This is a genomic window from Maribacter sp., assembly GCF_039968975.1.
Lineage (GTDB): Bacteria > Bacteroidota > Bacteroidia > Flavobacteriales > Flavobacteriaceae > Maribacter.
On record NZ_JBDVOT010000060.1, the window covers coordinates 1 to 18,940 of the forward strand.

The 18,940-nt window shown below is 35.5% G+C and carries 16 protein-coding genes and 1 tRNA gene; 12 read left to right on the forward strand and 5 right to left on the reverse strand.

All coding sequences use genetic code 11. From position 1 onward, the window contains the following. The first annotated feature begins 302 nt into the window (after positions 1–302). The 4 genes from ABJI11_RS04040 (at position 303) to ABJI11_RS04055 (ending at position 5,167) form a co-directional block, all read left to right on the forward strand. On the forward strand, positions 303–944 hold the full coding sequence (locus tag ABJI11_RS04040) for a response regulator transcription factor (RefSeq protein ID WP_348349647.1): 642 nt from the start codon (positions 303–305) through the stop codon (positions 942–944). Between the two features lie 234 nt (positions 945–1,178). Further along, complete coding sequence (locus tag ABJI11_RS04045) at positions 1,179–2,666, forward strand: FGGY family carbohydrate kinase (RefSeq protein ID WP_348349649.1); 1,488 nt, start codon at positions 1,179–1,181, stop codon at positions 2,664–2,666. Continuing rightward, a complete protein-coding gene (xylA, locus tag ABJI11_RS04050) occupies positions 2,667–3,992 on the forward strand; it encodes a xylose isomerase (protein WP_348349734.1) in 1,326 nt (441 codons plus the stop codon). It begins immediately after the preceding gene. 158 nt (positions 3,993–4,150) lie between these two features. Further along, positions 4,151–5,167, forward strand: coding sequence for a LacI family DNA-binding transcriptional regulator (locus tag ABJI11_RS04055; RefSeq protein WP_348349651.1), 1,017 nt, complete (start codon positions 4,151–4,153; stop codon positions 5,165–5,167). A 2-nt stretch (positions 5,168–5,169) separates the two neighbouring features. Here ABJI11_RS04055 and ABJI11_RS04060 read toward each other — a convergent pair whose 3' ends face one another. Further along, the gene (locus ABJI11_RS04060) at positions 5,170–6,543 is read right to left on the reverse strand and encodes a Gfo/Idh/MocA family oxidoreductase (protein WP_348349653.1); all 1,374 of its coding nucleotides are present in this window, start codon (positions 6,541–6,543) and stop codon (positions 5,170–5,172) included. Between the two features lie 144 nt (positions 6,544–6,687). Here ABJI11_RS04060 and ABJI11_RS04065 point away from each other — a divergent pair, with 144 nt between their 5' ends. The 8 genes from ABJI11_RS04065 (at position 6,688) to ABJI11_RS04100 (ending at position 15,025) form a co-directional block, all read left to right on the forward strand. Next, on the forward strand, positions 6,688–8,067 hold the full coding sequence (locus tag ABJI11_RS04065; protein ID WP_348349655.1) for a sialate O-acetylesterase: 1,380 nt from the start codon (positions 6,688–6,690) through the stop codon (positions 8,065–8,067). Between the two features lie 131 nt (positions 8,068–8,198). Further along, on the forward strand, positions 8,199–9,920 hold the full coding sequence (locus ABJI11_RS04070; protein ID WP_348349657.1) for a GMC family oxidoreductase: 1,722 nt from the start codon (positions 8,199–8,201) through the stop codon (positions 9,918–9,920). 3 nt (positions 9,921–9,923) lie between these two features. Beyond that, positions 9,924–10,646: a gluconate 2-dehydrogenase subunit 3 family protein gene (locus ABJI11_RS04075; protein WP_348349659.1), complete on the forward strand. Its 723-nt coding sequence runs from the start codon at positions 9,924–9,926 to the stop codon at positions 10,644–10,646. A 12-nt stretch (positions 10,647–10,658) separates the two neighbouring features. Next, entirely contained in the window at positions 10,659–11,480 is an 822-nt protein-coding gene (locus ABJI11_RS04080; RefSeq protein WP_348349661.1) for a sugar phosphate isomerase/epimerase, read from the forward strand. 187 nt (positions 11,481–11,667) lie between these two features. Then, entirely contained in the window at positions 11,668–12,405 is a 738-nt protein-coding gene (locus tag ABJI11_RS04085; RefSeq protein WP_348349663.1) for a M15 family metallopeptidase, read from the forward strand. Between the two features lie 15 nt (positions 12,406–12,420). Next, the gene (locus ABJI11_RS04090; protein ID WP_348349665.1) at positions 12,421–13,332 is read left to right on the forward strand and encodes an alpha/beta hydrolase; all 912 of its coding nucleotides are present in this window, start codon (positions 12,421–12,423) and stop codon (positions 13,330–13,332) included. Positions 13,333–13,400: 68 nt separating this feature from the next. Next, positions 13,401–13,474: transfer RNA gene (locus ABJI11_RS04095), tRNA-Pro, on the forward strand. A 396-nt stretch (positions 13,475–13,870) separates the two neighbouring features. Continuing rightward, positions 13,871–15,025 carry a glycoside hydrolase family 5 protein gene (locus ABJI11_RS04100; RefSeq protein WP_348349667.1) on the forward strand — a complete coding sequence of 385 codons (1,155 nt, stop codon included), beginning with the start codon at positions 13,871–13,873 and terminating at the stop codon, positions 15,023–15,025. Positions 15,026–15,188: 163 nt separating this feature from the next. Here the strand turns inward: ABJI11_RS04100 and ABJI11_RS04105 are convergent, their stop codons facing one another. The 4 genes from ABJI11_RS04105 to ABJI11_RS04120 form a co-directional block, all read right to left on the reverse strand. Continuing rightward, complete coding sequence (locus ABJI11_RS04105) at positions 15,189–15,707, reverse strand: hypothetical protein (protein ID WP_348349669.1); 519 nt, start codon at positions 15,705–15,707, stop codon at positions 15,189–15,191. Further along, positions 15,692–16,390 (reverse strand): peptide chain release factor H, encoded by a 699-nt coding sequence (prfH, locus tag ABJI11_RS04110; protein WP_348349671.1) that lies wholly within the window; start codon positions 16,388–16,390, stop codon positions 15,692–15,694. Before prfH ends, ABJI11_RS04105 begins: the two co-directional genes overlap by 16 nt. Positions 16,391–16,497: 107 nt before the next feature. Continuing rightward, positions 16,498–17,889, reverse strand: coding sequence for an RtcB family protein (locus tag ABJI11_RS04115; RefSeq protein ID WP_348349673.1), 1,392 nt, complete (start codon positions 17,887–17,889; stop codon positions 16,498–16,500). A 667-nt stretch (positions 17,890–18,556) separates the two neighbouring features. Next, the gene (locus tag ABJI11_RS04120) at positions 18,557–18,844 is read right to left on the reverse strand and encodes a hypothetical protein (RefSeq protein WP_036155506.1); all 288 of its coding nucleotides are present in this window, start codon (positions 18,842–18,844) and stop codon (positions 18,557–18,559) included. Positions 18,845–18,940 lie beyond the last annotated feature (96 nt).

Here is an 18,940-nt window from a genome sequence, read left to right on the forward strand (position 1 = left end):
CTCATTAATCCAAAGTTTGGCAAGCGCCTCAGTTTTATGAATTAATTCATTAACGGATATCCGTTTTTTGATTTAATTTTTAACTGAACAATAGTGAAGTATAGTCAAAGTTTTGACTGTTCTTCTAGACATCATTTGTCAATTTTTAATGTAAAATTGAACTAATAGTATACGCTATTGGTGCATATAACATAGCTATTGTCTAGTTATTCGAGCCTTTCAAAAGGTTATTGAAATTACTAAAAACTAATTTTAGTTATTATTCTAAATAAGAATGATAGCTTTAAAAAACTATGGAGATTATGAAGAATTCAAGTATTAGAATAATTGTTTTGGAAAAAGATAGTTCATTACATTCTGTGTATAAAAATCACTTCGAAGATATAGATGGCTACGAAGTGGTAGGCTGCTACACATCAGCAAAAGAAGCCATTAAAGATTATAAGTTTACTAAACCTGAAATTGTATTATCTGAGATAGATTTAGATGATATGAACGGGGTAGATGCCATTAAACTTTTCAAGAAAAAAGATTGGGAAGTTAAAATTATAATGTTCAGTGAGATCAATGATTTCGACGTTATAAAAAATGCTTTCAAAAAAGGAGCTAATGGGTATTTGACCAAACCATTGACCTTAGACAAGTTAGAGCACGCTTTACGTAGTATGGAAAAAGAAGGTGCGGCAATGAGTAATGATATCGTAAAGAAAATTATAAGTAATTTTCATAGAAAGACCTTTGCTTTTTTCTCAGAAAGAGAGAATCAAATTGTAGATTTTCTATGTCAAGGTGCTACTTATAAAATGATTGCAAAAAAATTATTTGTTACGCCTAGTGCCGTAAATTTTCACATTCAGAATATTTATTTGAAGCTAGATGTAAACTCAAAATCAGAGGCACTTTCAAAGTTAGAACAATTACAAAATCAACTAGAACAGTATTAAAAAATGAATTCTTATGTATTGATATTAAGGGTAGTACGAAAACCCTTTCGAAAATAAGTTGTTTTCAATTTAATATATAACAATTTCATTTTCAAAACTTTATAGTTTCAGGTTTTTGTTTTGATATTTTTAAAAAATTGAACTATGATAATTTTTCGTTGTGTAAATATTGAATGGTCATCATAGTAACTATTTTTGGTTTAACTTATTACAGCAAACCAATTTATACTATTTATGTACCATTTAGGATTAGATATCGGTAGTTCATCTATTAAGATTGCCTTAGTAAATGCCTCAACAGGAAAAAGCGTTGGGGTGGTTACAGAACCTGAGACAGAAATGTCAATGGAGGCTGTGAAAAATGGCTGGGCAGAACAGCATCCGGAAGATTGGTGGAGCTATGTTTGTAGTGGCATTGACAAGATATGCAAACAAGAAAATATTAATCAAAAAGATATATCAGGCATTGGTATATCTTATCAAATGCACGGTCTAGTGCTCATTGATAAAGAAGGTGATTCCCTTAGAAAATCTATCATTTGGTGTGACAGTAGAGCTGTTGGCATTGGTCAGCAAGCCTACGAAGAAATAGGGTCGGATACTTGCGACACCCATCTATTAAATTCACCATCAAACTTCACGGCATCTAAGCTAAAATGGGTGAAGGAAAACGAACCTGACATTTACGCTCAAATTTATAAAATGATGCTTCCGGGTGATTACATTGCCTATAAATTATCAGGAGTAGCAAATACTACGGTTTCAGGTTTATCTGAAGGTATTTTTTGGGATTTCAAAAAAGACAGTATAGCCGATTTAGTACTGGAGTATTACGGATTGGAAAAAGATATGATACCGGATATTGTAGATACTTTTTCTGTACAATCTAAAGTAAATGAAAAAGGAGCAGCTGAAAGCGGACTTTCAATAGATACCCCAATATTATATAGGGCAGGAGACCAGCCAAATAATGCATTGACATTAAATGTGTTTAACCCTGGAGAAGTTGCGGCAACAGGTGGTACATCTGGCGTTGTTTATGCAGTAACAGATAATCTTTCAGTAAAAGAAAGCTCTCGGGTAAACAACTTTGCACATGTAAATTATTCAAAGGGAAAACCGGCTAGAATTGGCAAGTTGCTTTGCATTAATGGCGCAGGAATTCAATACCGTTGGTTGTTAAATAACCTCGATGTAGACTCGTATGAAGAAATGAATTCGTTAGCAGATGAGGTTTCCATTGGGTCAGATGGTGTAGCTATAATTCCGTTTGGCAATGGGGCAGAAAGAATGCTAAAAAGTAAAGAAGTAGGTACAAGAATTCTCAATTTAAATTTAAATAATCACGGTAAAGGGCATTTATGTCGCGCAGCGCTAGAAGGCATTGCTTTTTCTTTTGTTTACGGAATGGAAATCATGGAGTCTGATGGTATAAAAGTGAATGTAATGCGTGCTGGTAATGATAACCTTTTTCGTTCAGAAATCTTTTCGAATACAGTCGCAACTTTAATAGGGTATGATATTGAGATTTATAATACTACTGGTGCAATTGGAGCGGCTAGAGCGGCAAATTTACATAAGGGCGATTTTGAAGCTTTTGGTAAGGCAATATTAGATAATGATTATGTAATGACCTTCAGTCCTAAAAAAGATAAAATAGCATACCAAGAAGCCTACGCTACTTGGAAGAAAGAATTAGAATTGACATTGAACAACAAATAAATCAACATAATGGCAAACAAGGAATATTTTAAAGGAATAGACAAAATTAAATTTGAAGGCAAGGAATCTGACAATCCGTTAGCTTTTAAATACTACAATCCAGATCAAGTTGTTGCGGGTAAAACAATGAAGGAGCACTTTAAGTTTTCAACAGCTTACTGGCATACCTTCTGTGGTGAAGGTTCAGATCCATTTGGACCTGGTACACAGAATTTTGAGTGGGATAAATCATCTGATGCGGTACAAGCGGCTAAAGACAAGGCAGATGCTGCTTTTGAATTTTTTGATAAAATAGGATTTGATTACTACTGTTTTCATGATTTCGATTTAATTGAAGAAGCAGCAACATTTGCAGAGTCAGAAAAGAGATTGGCAACAATCACAGAGTACCTAAAAGAGAAGCAAAAAGAATCAGGCAAGAAATTATTGTGGGGTACGGCTAACTGTTTCTCAAACCCAAGATATATGAACGGTGCATCTACCAATCCTGATTTTAATGTATTGGCAAGAGCAGGTGGTCAAATTAAATTGGCTTTAGATGCTACCATTGCCTTAGGTGGTGAGAACTATGTTTTTTGGGGTGGTAGAGAAGGTTATATGTCACTATTGAATACAGACCTAAGTCGTGAAGTTGACCATATGGGGCAGTTTTTGACTATGGCAAGAGACTATGCACGTAGCCAAGGGTTTAAAGGAAATTTCTTTATTGAGCCAAAACCAATGGAGCCAATGAAACATCAGTACGATTTTGATTGTGCAACAGCCATTGGGTTCTTGAAAGAATATGGTCTAGAGAATGATTTTAAAATGAATATCGAAGTTAATCACGCTACATTGGCGCAACATACTTTTCAGCATGAAATTGCTGTTGCCGCAAAAGCAGGTATGTTAGGTAGTATGGATGCTAACAGAGGAGATTACCAAAATGGATGGGATACCGATCAGTTCCCTAACAATATTCAAGAAACAACAGAAGCAATGTTGGTATTCTTGGCAGCTGGTGGTTTACAAGGTGGTGGTGTAAATTTTGATGCCAAAATAAGAAGAAATAGTACGGATTTGGAAGATGTGTTCCATGCACATATTGGTGGTGCAGATACTTTTGCAAGAGCATTGATTACTGCAGATAAGATTATAGAATCCTCATCTTACAACAAGTTGCGTGAAAATAGATACAGTTCTTTTGATTCAGGCAAAGGAAAAGATTTTGAAAACGGTAAGTTAGATATGAAAGATCTTTACAACATTGCTAAAGAAAATGGTGAGTTGGAGTTACAGAGTGGTAAGCAAGAATTGTTTGAGAATATCATCAATCAATACATATAAGCATTTTTGCCCATTAAGCGTTTTAGCATAGTAGCTTTTTGGGTACTTATAGTTATAAAATTAAATTTAAATGTCCCTAGGTTTTGACCTTAGGGACATTTTGCTTTTTACGGATAATTTAAATGTCAAATTAAATCTGTTCTTTTGCAGTATATATTATGAAAAAAGTAACCTTAAAGGATATTGCCGGGCATTTTGGTGTTTCTATCTCTACCGTTTCTAAAGCGATAAACGATAGTCATGAGATTAGCAACGACCTAAAGGTGAAAATTCAAACATACGCCAAAGAGAAACATTACAAACCCAATAGGTTGGCTCTTAATTTGTTGAATAAAAGCACTAAGACTATTGGCGTTGTTGTACCTAATATTTTAAACTACTTCTTTGTTCAGGTTCTTTATGGTATAGAGAAGGTTGCAAATGAGAGTGGTTATAATATTATTAGTTGTATTAGTAACGAGTCTAAAGCAAAAGAAACGAAAACACTTGAATTTTTTGATGCAGGTACGGTAGATGGAGTTATAATGTCTCTTGCGGAAGAAAGCCAGAATGAGGATCAGCATGATGCGTTGATAGATGTTATTAATAATGATATACCCGTAGTACTTTTTGATAGGGTGTCAGAAAATGTGCAATGCGATAAGGTGGTTGTAGATGATCTTGAGGCTGGTTATAAAATCACCAAGTACCTCATAAACATTGGCTGTCAAAATATAGCTGTGGTAAATCCTATTTCAAGCTCAAGCGTAGGTAAATTGAGACTGCAAGGCTATAAAAAAGCATTGGATGAATTTGATATTCCGTTTGATCCTAAATTAATTATAAATCTCACGGTCAAAGATGATCTTGATCTGCTGATGTCATTTTTATTAAATTATAAAACAATTGAAGGTATTATAGGAATTGATGAACTAATTGCTGTTCAAGTCTTAGAAGTTGTAAAGGCAAGAGGCTACAATGTACCCAATGATATTTCTATAATTGGGTTTACAAACGGGCAGTTATCTAAATATGTAACTCCGTCATTGACAATGGTTAGTCAGCATGGTAAGTATATTGGTGAGCAAACCGCTAAATTGTTAATTAATAGAATTAAGAATCCTGGTTTACCTTATGAAACTAAAACAGTAAAGACCAGCTTGCTGGTACGTGATTCTACTAAAAAATTACAATAAATTTATACGGTATCTGGGTGCGGATGTTTCCACGGTCCACGATATTCTCGTTGCAAAAGTGCGGTAGCTTCAGGGTCGTTCAAAACCGTTCTACTTTTAGGATCATAGGTTAAAGGTCTTTTTAAATCCATCGATAAATTAGCCAAAATACAGCTGGCAGATGAAATGTGCCCTTGTTCAATATCCGCAACAGGTTTTGTATTGTTTTTAATTGCATTTAAGAAATCTATCATATGCCTACGCGTTGCTGGTGCGGCATGTAGTTCTAAATCTTTTTCTGTAAGGTCTTCCCTATATTTTTCTTTTTCATAAAGTACATTAAAACGAATACTGTCGCTACCATCAACGGGTACAAATTCGGCTTTCATGACATCGCCCTTAAGTACTCCTTTTTCTCCATATATTTTAAAGGCCCAAGGGTACTCTGGGTCATCGGGATTTCCCCAAGTTCTATGTTGCCAGTTACAGTTGAGTCCGTCATATTCAAATTCGACTGATTGTGTATCAGATATGTTAGATTTGCCTTCTTTCTGTACATAAATTCCTCCTTCAGAGCTTATTCGTTTGGGCCATCCTAAATCAAGCATCCAACGAACCGTATCTAGCATATGTACACACATATCTCCTGTAATTCCGTTTCCATACTCTCGAAATGTTCGCCACCATCTTTTATGCGGTAATCCGTCATAAGGTCTCATAGGTGCAGGACCCGTCCACATTTCATAATCAAAGAAATCAGGCACCTCTTGTTCCGGTGGATTACCGTTGGCTCTCATGTGGTAATAGCAGCACATATCTACATGACCAATGGTACCTAGTAGTCCTGTATCAATAATTTGTTTTTTAGCGGCTATTAGATGTGGCGTACTTTTTCGTTGGGTACCTACTTGTACTACCTTATTGTATTTTCTTGCTGCGGCAACCATTGCTTTACCTTCTATAACATCAATGCTGGTAGGCTTTTGAACATATACATGAGCCCCAGGTTTTATAGCTGCAATACAAGTTAAAGCGTGCCAATGATCAGGTGTACCTATAAGAACAATATCTAATTTTTCACTTTGCAACATGGTTCTATAATCAGAAAATAGTTTTGGTTTTTTACCATTCTTCTGTCGTTCAGATACTAATTGGGCAGCTATGTTTAACTGTTGACTATCAACATCACACAATGAAACTACTTCTACATTCGCTATTTGAATAAGACGTAATAAATCACCAGTGCCATACCAACCAGTACCTATGAGGGCTACTTTTTTAGGTTGTTCATTTTCAAAAAAATTGCTGGCGTAAGATGGCAAAGAAGTAAAAAGTAAAGATGCAGATGCTATTTTTATAAAATTTCTTCTCTTAATAGATAGAGGTTGGTTTGTCATGACAACTTGAGTTTAAATAGATTATGAACATCACAAATAAAGTACTTAAGATAGCAAATACTTTAAAAATAATATTGAATGATTATGAATTTGTTAATATGAAACATATTTAAGTATATTTAAATCAAAATTATAACCAATCCAATGAATATACGTTTTGCCCTGATATTGCTGTGCATGGTGGCTACCACCTTTGCAAAAGCAGAAATTACACTACCCAAAATATTTTCTAATGAAATGGTCTTGCAACGCGAGAGCAATGTGTTGTTGTATGGCTGGGCAGATCCCAACGAAGAATTTGCCATTTATACGAGTTGGAACGATGAGACGGTTCAAGTAAAAACTGGTAACAATGCAAAATGGGAAATCACCGTAAAAACTCCAGAAGCTGGTGGTCCTTTTACAATAAGCTTTACGGGGAAGAATAATGAAATTATTTTACAAGATGTTTTGATAGGCGAAGTTTGGCTTTGTTCTGGGCAAAGTAATATGGAGTGGAGTGCAAACAGCAAAATAGCGAATAGGGATTTTGAAGTTGAAAATGCAGACTATCCAAATATTAGACTGTTTACTGTAGCAAAGAGAACAGCCGATTATCCGCAAGAGGATGTAAGCGGCACATGGAAAGCATGTACTTCTGAAACCATGCAAGATTTTAGTGCGGTTGCCTATTTTTTCGCAAGAAAGGTGCAAGAAGAATTAAACATTCCGATCGGACTAATAGATAACGCATGGGGAGCATCTAGCGCAGAAGTGTGGACACCAGAATCTGTTTTTAAAGCACACCCTGAATTGGTAGAAGCGCACAAAAAAGTAGAACCAAATAAATGGGTAACGGTACAGAAATCATCTTTGTTCAATGGTATGGTGGCACCGTTAACTAAGTTTAAAATTGGTGGTACTATTTATTATCAAGGTGAAGCTAACACGCCAAATGCCGAAAACTATCAAGAGCTTTTTACCAATATGATTACATCTTGGCGAAAGGAATGGAAAGATGATTTTCCATTTTATTATGCTCAAATAGCGCCATTTAAGTATGACCAAGAATTTGCTGGAGGTATAGTTAGAGATCAGCAAAGAAGAACTTTAGCACTAGAGAATACTGGTATGGCAATGACAAGTGATATCTGTACAACAGAAGATATTCATCCTTTAAACAAGCAAGATGTAGGTCTGCGACTAGCAAATATTGCACTTAAAAATCATTTTGGTGTGTTGCAAGATGAAGAAGTATATGGACCACTTTATCAAAGTTCAGAAATTAATGGTAATCAGATAATAGTTCATTTTAGTCATGCCGATGGTTTATATAATAAAAGTAAAAAAATCACTCTTTTTGAAATTTCAAATGATAGAGGCGAATGGTATCCAGCGAAGGCTAAACTGAAAGATGGGACTGTTGTCGTCAGTGCTAAAGAAGTTAAAAAGCCAAGTGCGGTAAGGTATGCTTGGAAAAGTACTGATATAGCTACCTTATTCAATAAGGCAGGTTTACCTGCTTCAACTTTTACCAGTAAGTAGTCAAATGGTAGAATAAGTACTAAAGAGCTTAAAAACTATCCGTCCGTCCAATAACGAATGTTATTCAGCTAAAAACACGGGTTCTTATTTTATTTAATAGTTAAATTGTAGTCATCAACTAATCTCAAATTATGCAAATAAAAGAATCCTCAGAAATTTTTGATGTAATCATCGTAGGTTCAGGAGCCGGTGGTGGTATGGCTACCAAACAATTGGCAGATGCAGGTTTAAATGTTGCTGTTGTAGAAGCGGGTCCATTTTTTGATCCAGCTGATCCTAAGACCATGACGCAATTAAAACAACCGTATGATTCTCCAAGAAGGGGAGCAGGTACAGATAGAGCTTTTGGTGAATGGGATATGTCATGGGGAGATTGGGAAGTAGAAGGAGAGCCATATACACATGCAGAAGGAACTGAATTTAAGTGGTGGCGTGCACGAATGCTTGGAGGACGAACAAATCACTGGGGGCGTATTTCTTTACGTTTTGGACCTAAAGATTTTAAAGGAAAAACCCGTGACGGTCATGGAGATGACTGGCCAATAGGATATGAAGATGTTAAACCATATTATGATAAACTAGATAAGTTAATTGGTGTTTTTGGCACTAATGAAGGTAGAGAAAATGATCCTGACGGATTCTTTCTTCCTCCCCCGAAACCAAGATTGCACGAGTTATTTTATATCAACGGGGCAAAGAAGTCTAACATACCGGTTATACCTGGTAGACTTTCTATGTTAACGAAAAGAATCAACGAAGATCGTGGCGTTTGTTTCTACTGTGGACAATGTGGAAGATCATGTCAAATATATGCTGATTTCTCAGCAGGTAGTTGTTTGATTTTTCCTGCTCAAAAAAGTGGTGGACAGGTGAAGTTGTTCGTGAACTCAATGGTTCGTGAGGTTACAACAAATGAAGAAGGTAAAGCTACAGGTGTATCGTACATCAATAAAGAGGATAGAAAAGAATACAAGCTTAAAGCAAAGGTAGTAATACTAGCAGCTTCTGCATGTAGTTCTGCACGTATACTTTTAAACTCTAAAAGTAAACAACACCCTAATGGATTAGGAAATAGTAGTAACCTTGTTGGTCGTTATTTACACGATTCTACAGGAGCAAGTGCCGCAGGTGTAATCCCAGGCTTAATGAATAGAAAAACCTCTTATAATGAAGATGGTGTAGGGGGTATGCATGTATACTCACCTTGGTGGGGAGACAACTCTAAACTTGATTTCCCAAGAGGATATCATATTGAAGTTTGGGGAGGTATGAGTCAGCCAAACTACGGTTTTGGTTGGGACCCAAATGCAATGAACAAATACTTTGGGTTGAAATCTGGCGGATACGGAGAAAGTCTACGTGACGATGTTAAAAAATATTACGGTTCCGTAATAGGTTTTGGTGGTCGTGGAGAAGGTTTGGCAATGAAAGATAATTATTGTGAAATAGACCCTACTACGGTAGATGAATACGGTATTCCGGTATTGAAATTCAACTATAAATGGTCTCAATACGAAAAAAACCAAGCAAGACATATGCATGATACTTTTGAAGAGATCATTCATAACATGGGCGGTCATTACTTAGGTGAAAAACCAGGTAAAGATCAAGATTACGGTCTACATAAACCAGGAGAGATTATACATGAGGTTGGTACTACGAGAATGGGTGATGACCCAAAAACGTCGGTAACCAATAAGTTTCAGCAGTTACATGATGCAGACAATGTATTTATTGTAGATGCAGGTGTATTTGTATCTCAGGCAGATAAAAACTGTACTTGGACGATTATGGCACTTTCTTGGAGAGCATCTGATTATATCATTGAACAATTAAAGGCACAAAATATTTAAACGATGGATAGAAGAAAGAGTTTACAAACTTTAATACTTGGTGGTGCCGCGGCAACCTCTGGTCTGGTCTTCAATTCCTGTAAGACTGAAAATGGCGAAACAGTAGATGAAGCCATTGCAACAACTAGTGAAAAGTATTTTGGAAGAACACCGGCAGAGCTAGATCGTATTGAAAAATTGAACGCCGAGCAATTATTTAACGAGCATGAAATGGAAACCATAGCAGCTTTAAGTGTTGTTATATTACCTCCAAAGGCACCTCATGGCGGTCCTATAGAAGCAGAAGTGCCAGAACTTGTTGAATTTATGGGTAAGGATATTCCAGAAATGGCACCTACTTTATTAGGTGGTTTAATGTGGTTGGATCATAAAAGTAATACTGAGTTCGGTACTGAATTTAAGTCTGCTACTTTAGAGCAGAAAAAACAAATTTGTGATGAAATTTGCTGGCATGATACTGAAAAGCCATTAAGCGAGCAACCTTTGGAAATTCAATTTTTCTATACTATGCGAGGTTTAACCGTAACAGGTTATTATACCTCTAAAGTAGGAATAGCGGATTTGGGCTATAAAGGAAATTCACCTAACGTTTGGGATGGTGTACCACAAGATGTACTTGACCAACATGGTGTAGCCTATGACCCGGAATGGATAGCTAAATGCGTCGACCAAAGTCAACGTAATGTTATTGCTGAATGGGATGACGAAGGAAATTTACTTACGTAAATAGTATCATAAATGATAAAAAAAATAATGATCACCACTATCCTTTTGGTTAGTGGTTTTTCAACTCAAGCCCAAGAAGTAGGCATTCAATTATATAGCCTAAGAAATCAATTTAAAATGGATGTGTCCAACACCCTAGGATTGATTAATGAATGGGGAATTACCAAAATTGAAGGTGGTGGTACTTACGATATGCCGTTGGAAGATTTTAAAGCCTTACTATCTGAAAACGATTTAGAAATGGTAAGTGTTGGTGCCGAGTTTGGTGACTTGGAAAATGATGTTGAAAAGGTCATTAAAAACGCTAAGGATTTTGGAGCAAAGTATGTAATGTGTGCATGGGTACCTCACGATGATAATAAATGGGATTTAGAAGAAACTAAACACGCCACTGAGGTATTTAACCAGGCAGGAAAGACTTTAAAGAATAACGGACTTGTATTGGCTTATCACCCGCATGGATATGAGTTTAGACCTTATAAAAGCGGAACATTGTTTGACTATATGGCACAGAATGCTAAAGATTTCACATTTGAACTTGATGTATTCTGGGCGCAACATGGAGGTGCTGATCCATTGGCATTAATGAAGAAATACCCTAAAAAAATTACCCTTTTACATTTAAAAGATATGGAAAAAGGTATTGAAGGTAATAACACAGGTCATGAAGATGATGATACTAACGTTGTGCTAGGAACGGGACAGGTAGATATTGCAGGCATAGTTGCCGAAGCTAAAAAATTAGGAATTGAATATATGTTTATAGAAGATGAATCTAAAAATGTAGTTACCCAAGTACCAAAGAGCTTGGTGTATTTAAAAACCTTAAAGTAAACCAACAACCAAAATGTGTAATGCAACCTTCTATTTTTAATTAAATAGGAGGTTTTTTATGTTTTGGAGTTATTATTATTGGGTTTCTTATTTTATTCTTTATTATAAATTTTGATCCTTATTTTTACTTTCTGTATACATATAGGTGCTACTAAAAATTAAGCTCTGTATTCATAATCGATTATAAATGAAAAAGACAATATTGCCAAAAATAACTATTTCACTTCTACTTTTAAATCTGATTATTTTAGGTTGTAAAACTGAAGCTTCTAAGAAAGAAACGGTATCAATAGAAAATGAAGAGAAAAAATTAGTAAACGATTCCGTTAAAATAGTCTCAGTAGCAAAACCTATGTTTAAAAGCCTAGAAGGTGTTGCAGATACTACATTTGTTCGATTAGCAGACTATAGTGACGGCTTTGCTTATGATTTAAGATATGCCACCGATAACAACTTCTTAAAAGAGCAGGTATATGATTGTGGTGAATGCTATACGAGGGCAAAAACGGTAAAGGCTTTGCTAAAGGCAAATGAAGAGTTCAAAAGACACGGAGTAAAGATAAAATTCTATGACTGCTACAGACCTAATTCTGTACAATATAAAATGTGGAAAATAGTACCTAATCCCCAGTATGTAGCTAATCCTGTAAAAGGATCTATTCACAATAAGGGTGGAGCAGTAGACATTACTTTGGTTACTTTAGATGGTAAGGAAGTGAAAATGCCATCAGATTTTGATTTCTTTGGTAAACGTGCTTATCATGATAATTTTGACTTACCACAAGAGATTTTAGATAATAGAAAGTTACTTAAGGAAACCATGGAAAAATATGGGTTTTGGTCAACAAGAACCGAGTGGTGGCATTATAATTTGCAAGGAGCATCGCATGACCCAATAGCTAACTTTAAATGGGACTGTGAATAGGTTAAATTACATGATATGAAAAACAGACTATTATTGCTATTTTTAGTATTAGTGAGCTATGTTTCTGCTCAAGATACCATTATATCTTTATGGCCAGAAGATAAGATTCCTAATCAGTTAAAAAGCTCAGAAAAGGAGGTGCATGAACAAAGTGAAATTTTACGGATTAGTAAAGTTCAGGTACCTATTATAGAAGTCTATTTACCATCAAAACGAGATGCAACTGGAGAAGCGGTGCTGATTTTTCCAGGAGGCGGATATGGTATACTTGCCTATGATTGGGAAGGTACGGATATAGCAAAATTTTTGAACAGTAAGGGTATTGCAGGTATAGTAGTAAAATATCGTTTGCCATCAGATGTTTCTCAGAAAGATAAAAAGTACGTACCGTTAATTGATGCACAAAGAGCGATACGGTTAGTTCGTAGCAATGCGCAACGGTTTAATGTGAAGTCCGATAAAATAGGAATAATAGGTTTCTCTGCTGGGGGACATTTAGCATCAACCTTAGGAACACATTTTAACGAAAAGGTGTATAAAGCTGTTGATGAAATTGATACTGAAAATGCTCGACCAGATTTTATGGCATTGGGGTATCCGGTAATTTCTTTTGGAGAAATGACACACCAAGGGTCTAAAAGGAATTTGATAGGGGAGCACCCATCGATTGACTTGGTCGATTATTTTTCGAATGAAAAACAAGTAACCGAGTCAACACCACCTACATTTTTACTTCATGCTACCGATGATATGGTGGTACCAGTAGAAAATAGCTTGTTGTTTTATAAGGCTGTTAAGGATAAAAATATTTCGGCAACCATGCATATTTACCCAAAAGGCGGTCACGGTTTCGGATTAGGTTTGCATGATGAGCATTTAAAGGGTTGGAGCAATCTACTGATAGAATGGATAGTATCGTTAAGATAGTATTTCAATTTTTGGTAAAAGATAGAATCTAATCAATAGAACTTGTCTATTTTTGCAATCGAAATTTTCGGGATGTAGCGCAGTCCGGTAGCGCACTCGGCTGGGGGTCGAGTGGTCGCAGGTTCAAATCCTGTCATCCCGACTGAATAAGAAAATGAACTGTGAGAACAGTTCATTTTTTGTTTTCAAAAGTGTCAAAAACATAGTTTTTGTAAACGATTGTAAACAAAAAATGAAAAGGCGATAGCCTTTATTTTGTTATTTGCACTGAGGGTTTATTAGGATTATCAAAATCCTTTTGTTTTTGTAAACGATTGGAAACAAAAAATGAAAAGGCGTTAGCCTTCGCTTTGTCATTTGCACTGAGGGTTCATTAGGGTTATTTATAATTGATAAATAGTCCAAAAATCTCATGGAATTGGGCAATTTGTCTTGACTCGTGTTTTTATACTTAATTGCTTATCTTTCATTTCGCACCAAAACAAAATGTAAGTATATTAATATTCTTGCTCCTTTTGTTTTTAAATAGTAGGTACAAATGAAAAATACAATCCTAGTTTTTGTTTTATTAATCGTAGCTATTATAACTGGTTGCTCTAGTTCAGAAAATCCAGTAAATAATGGTTCACCAGAAGAAATAGACAACGTAGAAATACCTAGTGACGATTCCGGATCAGATGAAGTCATTGATGGAACTATGCGAGAAATCTCTCCGAAAGAATTTGTACTTGACATGGGTTCTGGTTGGAATTTGGGAAATACATTAGATACTGAAGATGTTGACGTGACGGCATGGGGAAATCCTTTGACAACTAAGGCAATGATCGATGAGATTGCCAACATGGGATTTAAAACGTTGAGGTTGCCGGTAACTTGGCAATATCATACTGGTTCAGCGCCAGATTATATTTTAGAATCGGATTGGTTAGACACGGTAGAAAATATTGCAAATTTTGCTTTAAGTAATGATATGTATGTTATCATTAATATTCATCATGATGATGAATGGATCATACCTACATATGAACAAGCACCTGCTGTAAAAGATAGATTGACAAAAACGTGGACACAGATAGCCAACAGGTTTAAACCCCATGGAGACCATGTAATTTTTGAAACTTTAAATGAACCACGTCATGAAGGTTCTCCGGAAGAATGGGAGGGAGGTACCACCGAGGGTCGAGATGTTGTAAATCAATATCATCAGGTTAGTGTTGATGCAATTCGTGCAACAGGTGGCAACAACGCCATTCGTAAAATTATGGTTTCTACTTATGCGGCCAGTACTGCCGAAAATGCCTTAGAAGATTATCAAATTCCAAATAATGATGAAAATGTAATTGTTTCTATTCATAGTTATTCTCCTTATTTGTTCAGTCTTGCAGGTACTGATCCAACTTGGGGTACGCAGGAAGATAAGGCGCAGTTAACGCAAGAATTTAATACCATTCAAAATAAGTTCGAGAGCGAAAGTAGGGCAATAGTTATGGGCGAATGGGGTTCCACTTTTTCCGATAACGAGAATGACCGCTTAGCTCATGCTGAATATTATGCTAACCTCTGTGCCGAACGCGGTATTTGCCCTATTTGGTGGGATAATGGTAATGCCGATGAATTCGGTATTTTCAATAGAAATACGTTAGAATGGGTATATCCTGAGATTGCAGAAGCAATTGTTAATGCTACGAAGTGATGGTGAAATTTATTTTTTTCATTATTTTCTGAGGTACTAAGTGTATATAACATCTAATAATGGTGCAATAAAAAAATATCGAAATGAATAGCTTTAGTTTTCATTTCGATATTTATAATCAAGGTTTAGTGGAATTTTTAACTCATTAATATTTTGTTTTAAATCATTTTTTTTTCTTCTTTTTTACTTTGGATTTATCCAATTTCAATTTCTTTTTGATTCTATTTTCTTCATCCCCAATAAAAGAGAAGTAATCGTCATTGTATGAATGCTTTTTAGCTTTTTTAAGAAACTTTAAAGCATCTTTATATGCTTCCTTGGTTTCTAACGCATACGCTGAAAGCCAAAATAAATTTCCTTTTGATATCCCTTTTAAAGTAAGGGCAAAAGCAATTAGTTTGTTTGCCCTTTCAATTTCATCAACCCAAATCAAGTATTTTACGTAAATTGGATATACACCCAAATAATAACTATCAATTGTAATGACTTTGTCAAAGCAATCAAAAGCTTTTTCATATTGGTTTAAGTTTGCGGCATATACTTTCCCTAAGAGACAAAGTGCAGCACAATGGTTTTCATCATAAGACAAGGCATAGTTGAGTGATTCGCAAACTTCGTCCCAATCGTAACCAGATGCCGCTTTTGCCTTTAGGTAATAGGTGTCGGCTATTGTAAGTCCCATTTTTGTTGTTTTAAATCGTTTTTTAGCTTTTGCCGTTTTGGTTTAAAGCCTTTTTTCTCTTCTTGATGTTTAAAGTCCGTGCCCTTAAAAACACGAATAGGGTTCCCACGTTGCAAATTCATATGATTTTCCCATTCGTCTATCATGCTATTTTTTAACTGCGCTAGATTAACTTCGTTTACTTTTTCTTTTAATCGAGCTATCGCTAATTTTTTGTTTTGATGTTGTGATCTACTATCCATTGCAACTACTTGAACTCCAGTTGTGTTATGAATTGCTCTCACCGCCGAGTTTACTTTATTTACATTTTGGCCACCAGGACCCGTACTTCGCATAGTTTGAAAAGAGATGTCCTTATTATCCAATTTCAAGGTTTGCATTTGCTTCAATTCAAAAACTCCAATAAACCAGTTTTTTCGTTTATGGTATTTTCGAAATGTAGAGATACCAATCCATTGAATGGTTCCCACCCAAGTTGCCAAAAAGGCTTCAAGGTTTTCTCCCGCTAAGCGAATAGTCACCGATTGAACTGTTCCATTTAGGTTTCCTTTTTCTCGGTGTAGTATGATATGTTTAAACCCTTTCATCTTGGTTTCTTCCAAAAATCGTTTAAGCACTTGGGCAACGACCCAGCTACATTCTGCTGGACCTCTACCTGCTGTTATTTGTATAATTTTTTCCATGTTTTTTAATAAAAAGTTAAACTTTAGTGTTCCTACGCCTTTGACTAAGCTCAGGATGACAGCTGAGCAAATACTGTTAGCTGCAACTGTCAACTGAACACTAATGTTTACTTATCCATTCTTACTATTTTAGGGGTAAAGGTTCCTATTACTTCTACTAGTTCTTGTTGATTTGCCATGACTTTATTAATGTCTTTGTAAGCCATCGGCGCTTCATCAATACCTCCACCAATAAGGGTTACTTCATTTGATTCTAGTTGCTTTTTAATATCACTTCGTGTAAAAGTTTGTTTACACTTTCGTCTTGAAAAAAGCCTTCCTGCACCATGAGAAGCAGAGTTTAAACTCTCTTTATTTCCCAAACCTCTAACAATGTAACCCGGTGCGGTCATAGAGCCAGGAATAATACCCAATTCGCCCTTGGCAGCTGGGATTGCTCCTTTTCTATGAACAATACACTCTTCGCCATTTACCTCTTGCTTCCAGGCAAAATTGTGATGGTTCTCGATTTTAGCCACCGGCTTTTCGCCTAAAAGCTTAGCAAGTCTTGCGTGAATATCGTCATGACATGCTTTCGCATAATCTCCCGCTAAATTCATAGCTAACCAATATTCTTGTCCGTCATGCGTATTTAAATCTAACCATGCTAAATGTTGCACATGCTTAGGTAAAGGACATTGCTTTGTTGCCAAATAGGTGTAATGTTTTGCAATGTTGGCTCCTAGACCTCGCGAGCCACTATGAGAAAGCACACCTAAGTATTCACCAATTTTCAAACCCCATTCATTTTGGTTATCTGCAATAGTAACCGTTCCAAATTCTACGAAATGATTTCCGCCACCTGAGGTTCCCAATTGTTTGTATGCCTTATCTTTTAATCTTTTTAAGAGAGGGATATTTTTAAACTCATCTCTCTCAAAGATTTCATGATCGTGCTTTATCTGATGCGTTTCCCGCATTCCAAATTTGGTATGTTCCGAAAGGAAATTAGCCAATTGGTGCTTCTTTCCTTTAAGGTATGAAACCGGAATCGGATAAATAGTCAAACACATTCGACAACCAATATCGACACCAACCCCATAAGGAATTACCGTATTCTTGGTAGCCAAAACTCCCCCAATAGGCAAACCATAACCACTATGGGCATCGGGCATTAAAGCCCCGGCAACAGAAATCGGAAGCTTTAAAGCATCATACAATTGGTATTTTGCTTGTTCTTCAATTTCATTTTCTCCATAGATATGAAAAGGTGCTCGTACTGAACTTAAGGCTTGTTTTTTTACTATAACCGGGTCTAATAAACTTTCGGAAATCTTGCCCCAAACACCATCGCCCTTATAGTTTTCAGGATGCAACAACACTTTTTTGGCTTCAGTTAATATCTTTTCTTTTTTTACTCTTTTATGATACCTATTGATTTGACCTAAAGTGATATTTATACTATTGTTCTTTGGAAAGCCTAATTTGATAAGGTCTTTTCCACTTAATTTCTTTCCCATGATATTTCATTTTAGAGAATAGAATGACCGTTCAACCTTTGAAAAGCCATACTTAATTTGATAAAATGTCTCGGAAAGTTTTGCCCTTAATTAATAAGCATAAAAAAAGTCCGAAACTTTAGGGCTTCGGACTTTCTATCATTAGCTATAGTAGCTTTATGTATTGTAGAAGTCCTGAAGCGACACTAATAAAGCACCTGGTACTTTAAGTGTATTCTGATATGTGATTGAAAAAGTCATATATACTTCAGTTAATAAATTTTGTTGCTGTATTGCGGTGCAAAGCTAAAATGTATTTTTAGATTACACAAGAAAAAACAAATATAATTTATTGACTATCAATTAGTTATGTTATTTATTTAACATAGGTATTCCTGTCCGTTGTTTAACGGATAACAGCACAATTAATCAATTTGCTGTTTTTCAAATACTTAGCTTTTAAATAACATTCTTTTGGAATTTTTAGAATTCTCTAGAAAAATTGCATAAAAAAAGCGTCCAATTTCTTGGACGCTCTAGTTATGTATCTGTTTTTAATAGTATCTATCTATCAATTCGATGCAATCCTAGCTTTTCAGCGTCCGGTATGTGATTAAAATGATTTAGCATGTACTATTTTATTTATAATTAACTTTTAAATTTTAAAGATTAAAATGTGGCATGGAGCCTATAATATCTCTATTACTTTACCATACACATTTTTTGTCCATCCGTTAATTCTACCGTGATTGTTACCAATTAACAAACCTCGTTTATCATTCTTCCCTTTTACAAGGTGTGTAAATACATTTCCACGTACTTTACAGAATACAATATCACCAACATTACATTCATCCCAACTAATTGGCGCAAGGCGCACTGGTTGTTTTGATTTTAATAATGGTAACATAGAATTACCGGGTTCTTTTGAAATGATGGTTTCCCCATCAAGTAATTTTTGAATTTTCCAATTCATAGTTTAAATTTTAAAAGTTATGCAGACCAGTATTGGCATGCATATCCCACAAAATTTTCAAAAGAACTATTTCAATGAACTGATGCAAAGATGCAA

Bases quoted from the DNA above. Each gene is read 5' to 3' on its own strand.
- ABJI11_RS04040 (WP_348349647.1), top strand. From the start codon at position 303: ATGAAGAATTCAAGTATTAGAATAATTGTTTTGGAAAAAGATAGTTCA.
- ABJI11_RS04045 (WP_348349649.1), top strand. From the start codon at position 1,179: ATGTACCATTTAGGATTAGATATCGGTAGTTCATCTATTAAGATTGCC.
- ABJI11_RS04055 (WP_348349651.1), top strand. From the start codon at position 4,151: ATGAAAAAAGTAACCTTAAAGGATATTGCCGGGCATTTTGGTGTTTCT.
- ABJI11_RS04060 (WP_348349653.1), bottom strand. From the start codon at position 6,543: ATGACAAACCAACCTCTATCTATTAAGAGAAGAAATTTTATAAAAATA.
- ABJI11_RS04065 (WP_348349655.1), top strand. From the start codon at position 6,688: ATGAATATACGTTTTGCCCTGATATTGCTGTGCATGGTGGCTACCACC.
- ABJI11_RS04070 (WP_348349657.1), top strand. From the start codon at position 8,199: ATGCAAATAAAAGAATCCTCAGAAATTTTTGATGTAATCATCGTAGGT.
- ABJI11_RS04075 (WP_348349659.1), top strand. From the start codon at position 9,924: ATGGATAGAAGAAAGAGTTTACAAACTTTAATACTTGGTGGTGCCGCG.
- ABJI11_RS04080 (WP_348349661.1), top strand. From the start codon at position 10,659: ATGATAAAAAAAATAATGATCACCACTATCCTTTTGGTTAGTGGTTTT.
- ABJI11_RS04085 (WP_348349663.1), top strand. From the start codon at position 11,668: ATGAAAAAGACAATATTGCCAAAAATAACTATTTCACTTCTACTTTTA.
- ABJI11_RS04090 (WP_348349665.1), top strand. From the start codon at position 12,421: ATGAAAAACAGACTATTATTGCTATTTTTAGTATTAGTGAGCTATGTT.
- ABJI11_RS04100 (WP_348349667.1), top strand. From the start codon at position 13,871: ATGAAAAATACAATCCTAGTTTTTGTTTTATTAATCGTAGCTATTATA.
- ABJI11_RS04105 (WP_348349669.1), bottom strand. From the start codon at position 15,707: ATGGGACTTACAATAGCCGACACCTATTACCTAAAGGCAAAAGCGGCA.
- prfH (WP_348349671.1), bottom strand. From the start codon at position 16,390: ATGGAAAAAATTATACAAATAACAGCAGGTAGAGGTCCAGCAGAATGT.
- ABJI11_RS04115 (WP_348349673.1), bottom strand. From the start codon at position 17,889: ATGGGAAAGAAATTAAGTGGAAAAGACCTTATCAAATTAGGCTTTCCA.
- ABJI11_RS04120 (WP_036155506.1), bottom strand. From the start codon at position 18,844: ATGAATTGGAAAATTCAAAAATTACTTGATGGGGAAACCATCATTTCA.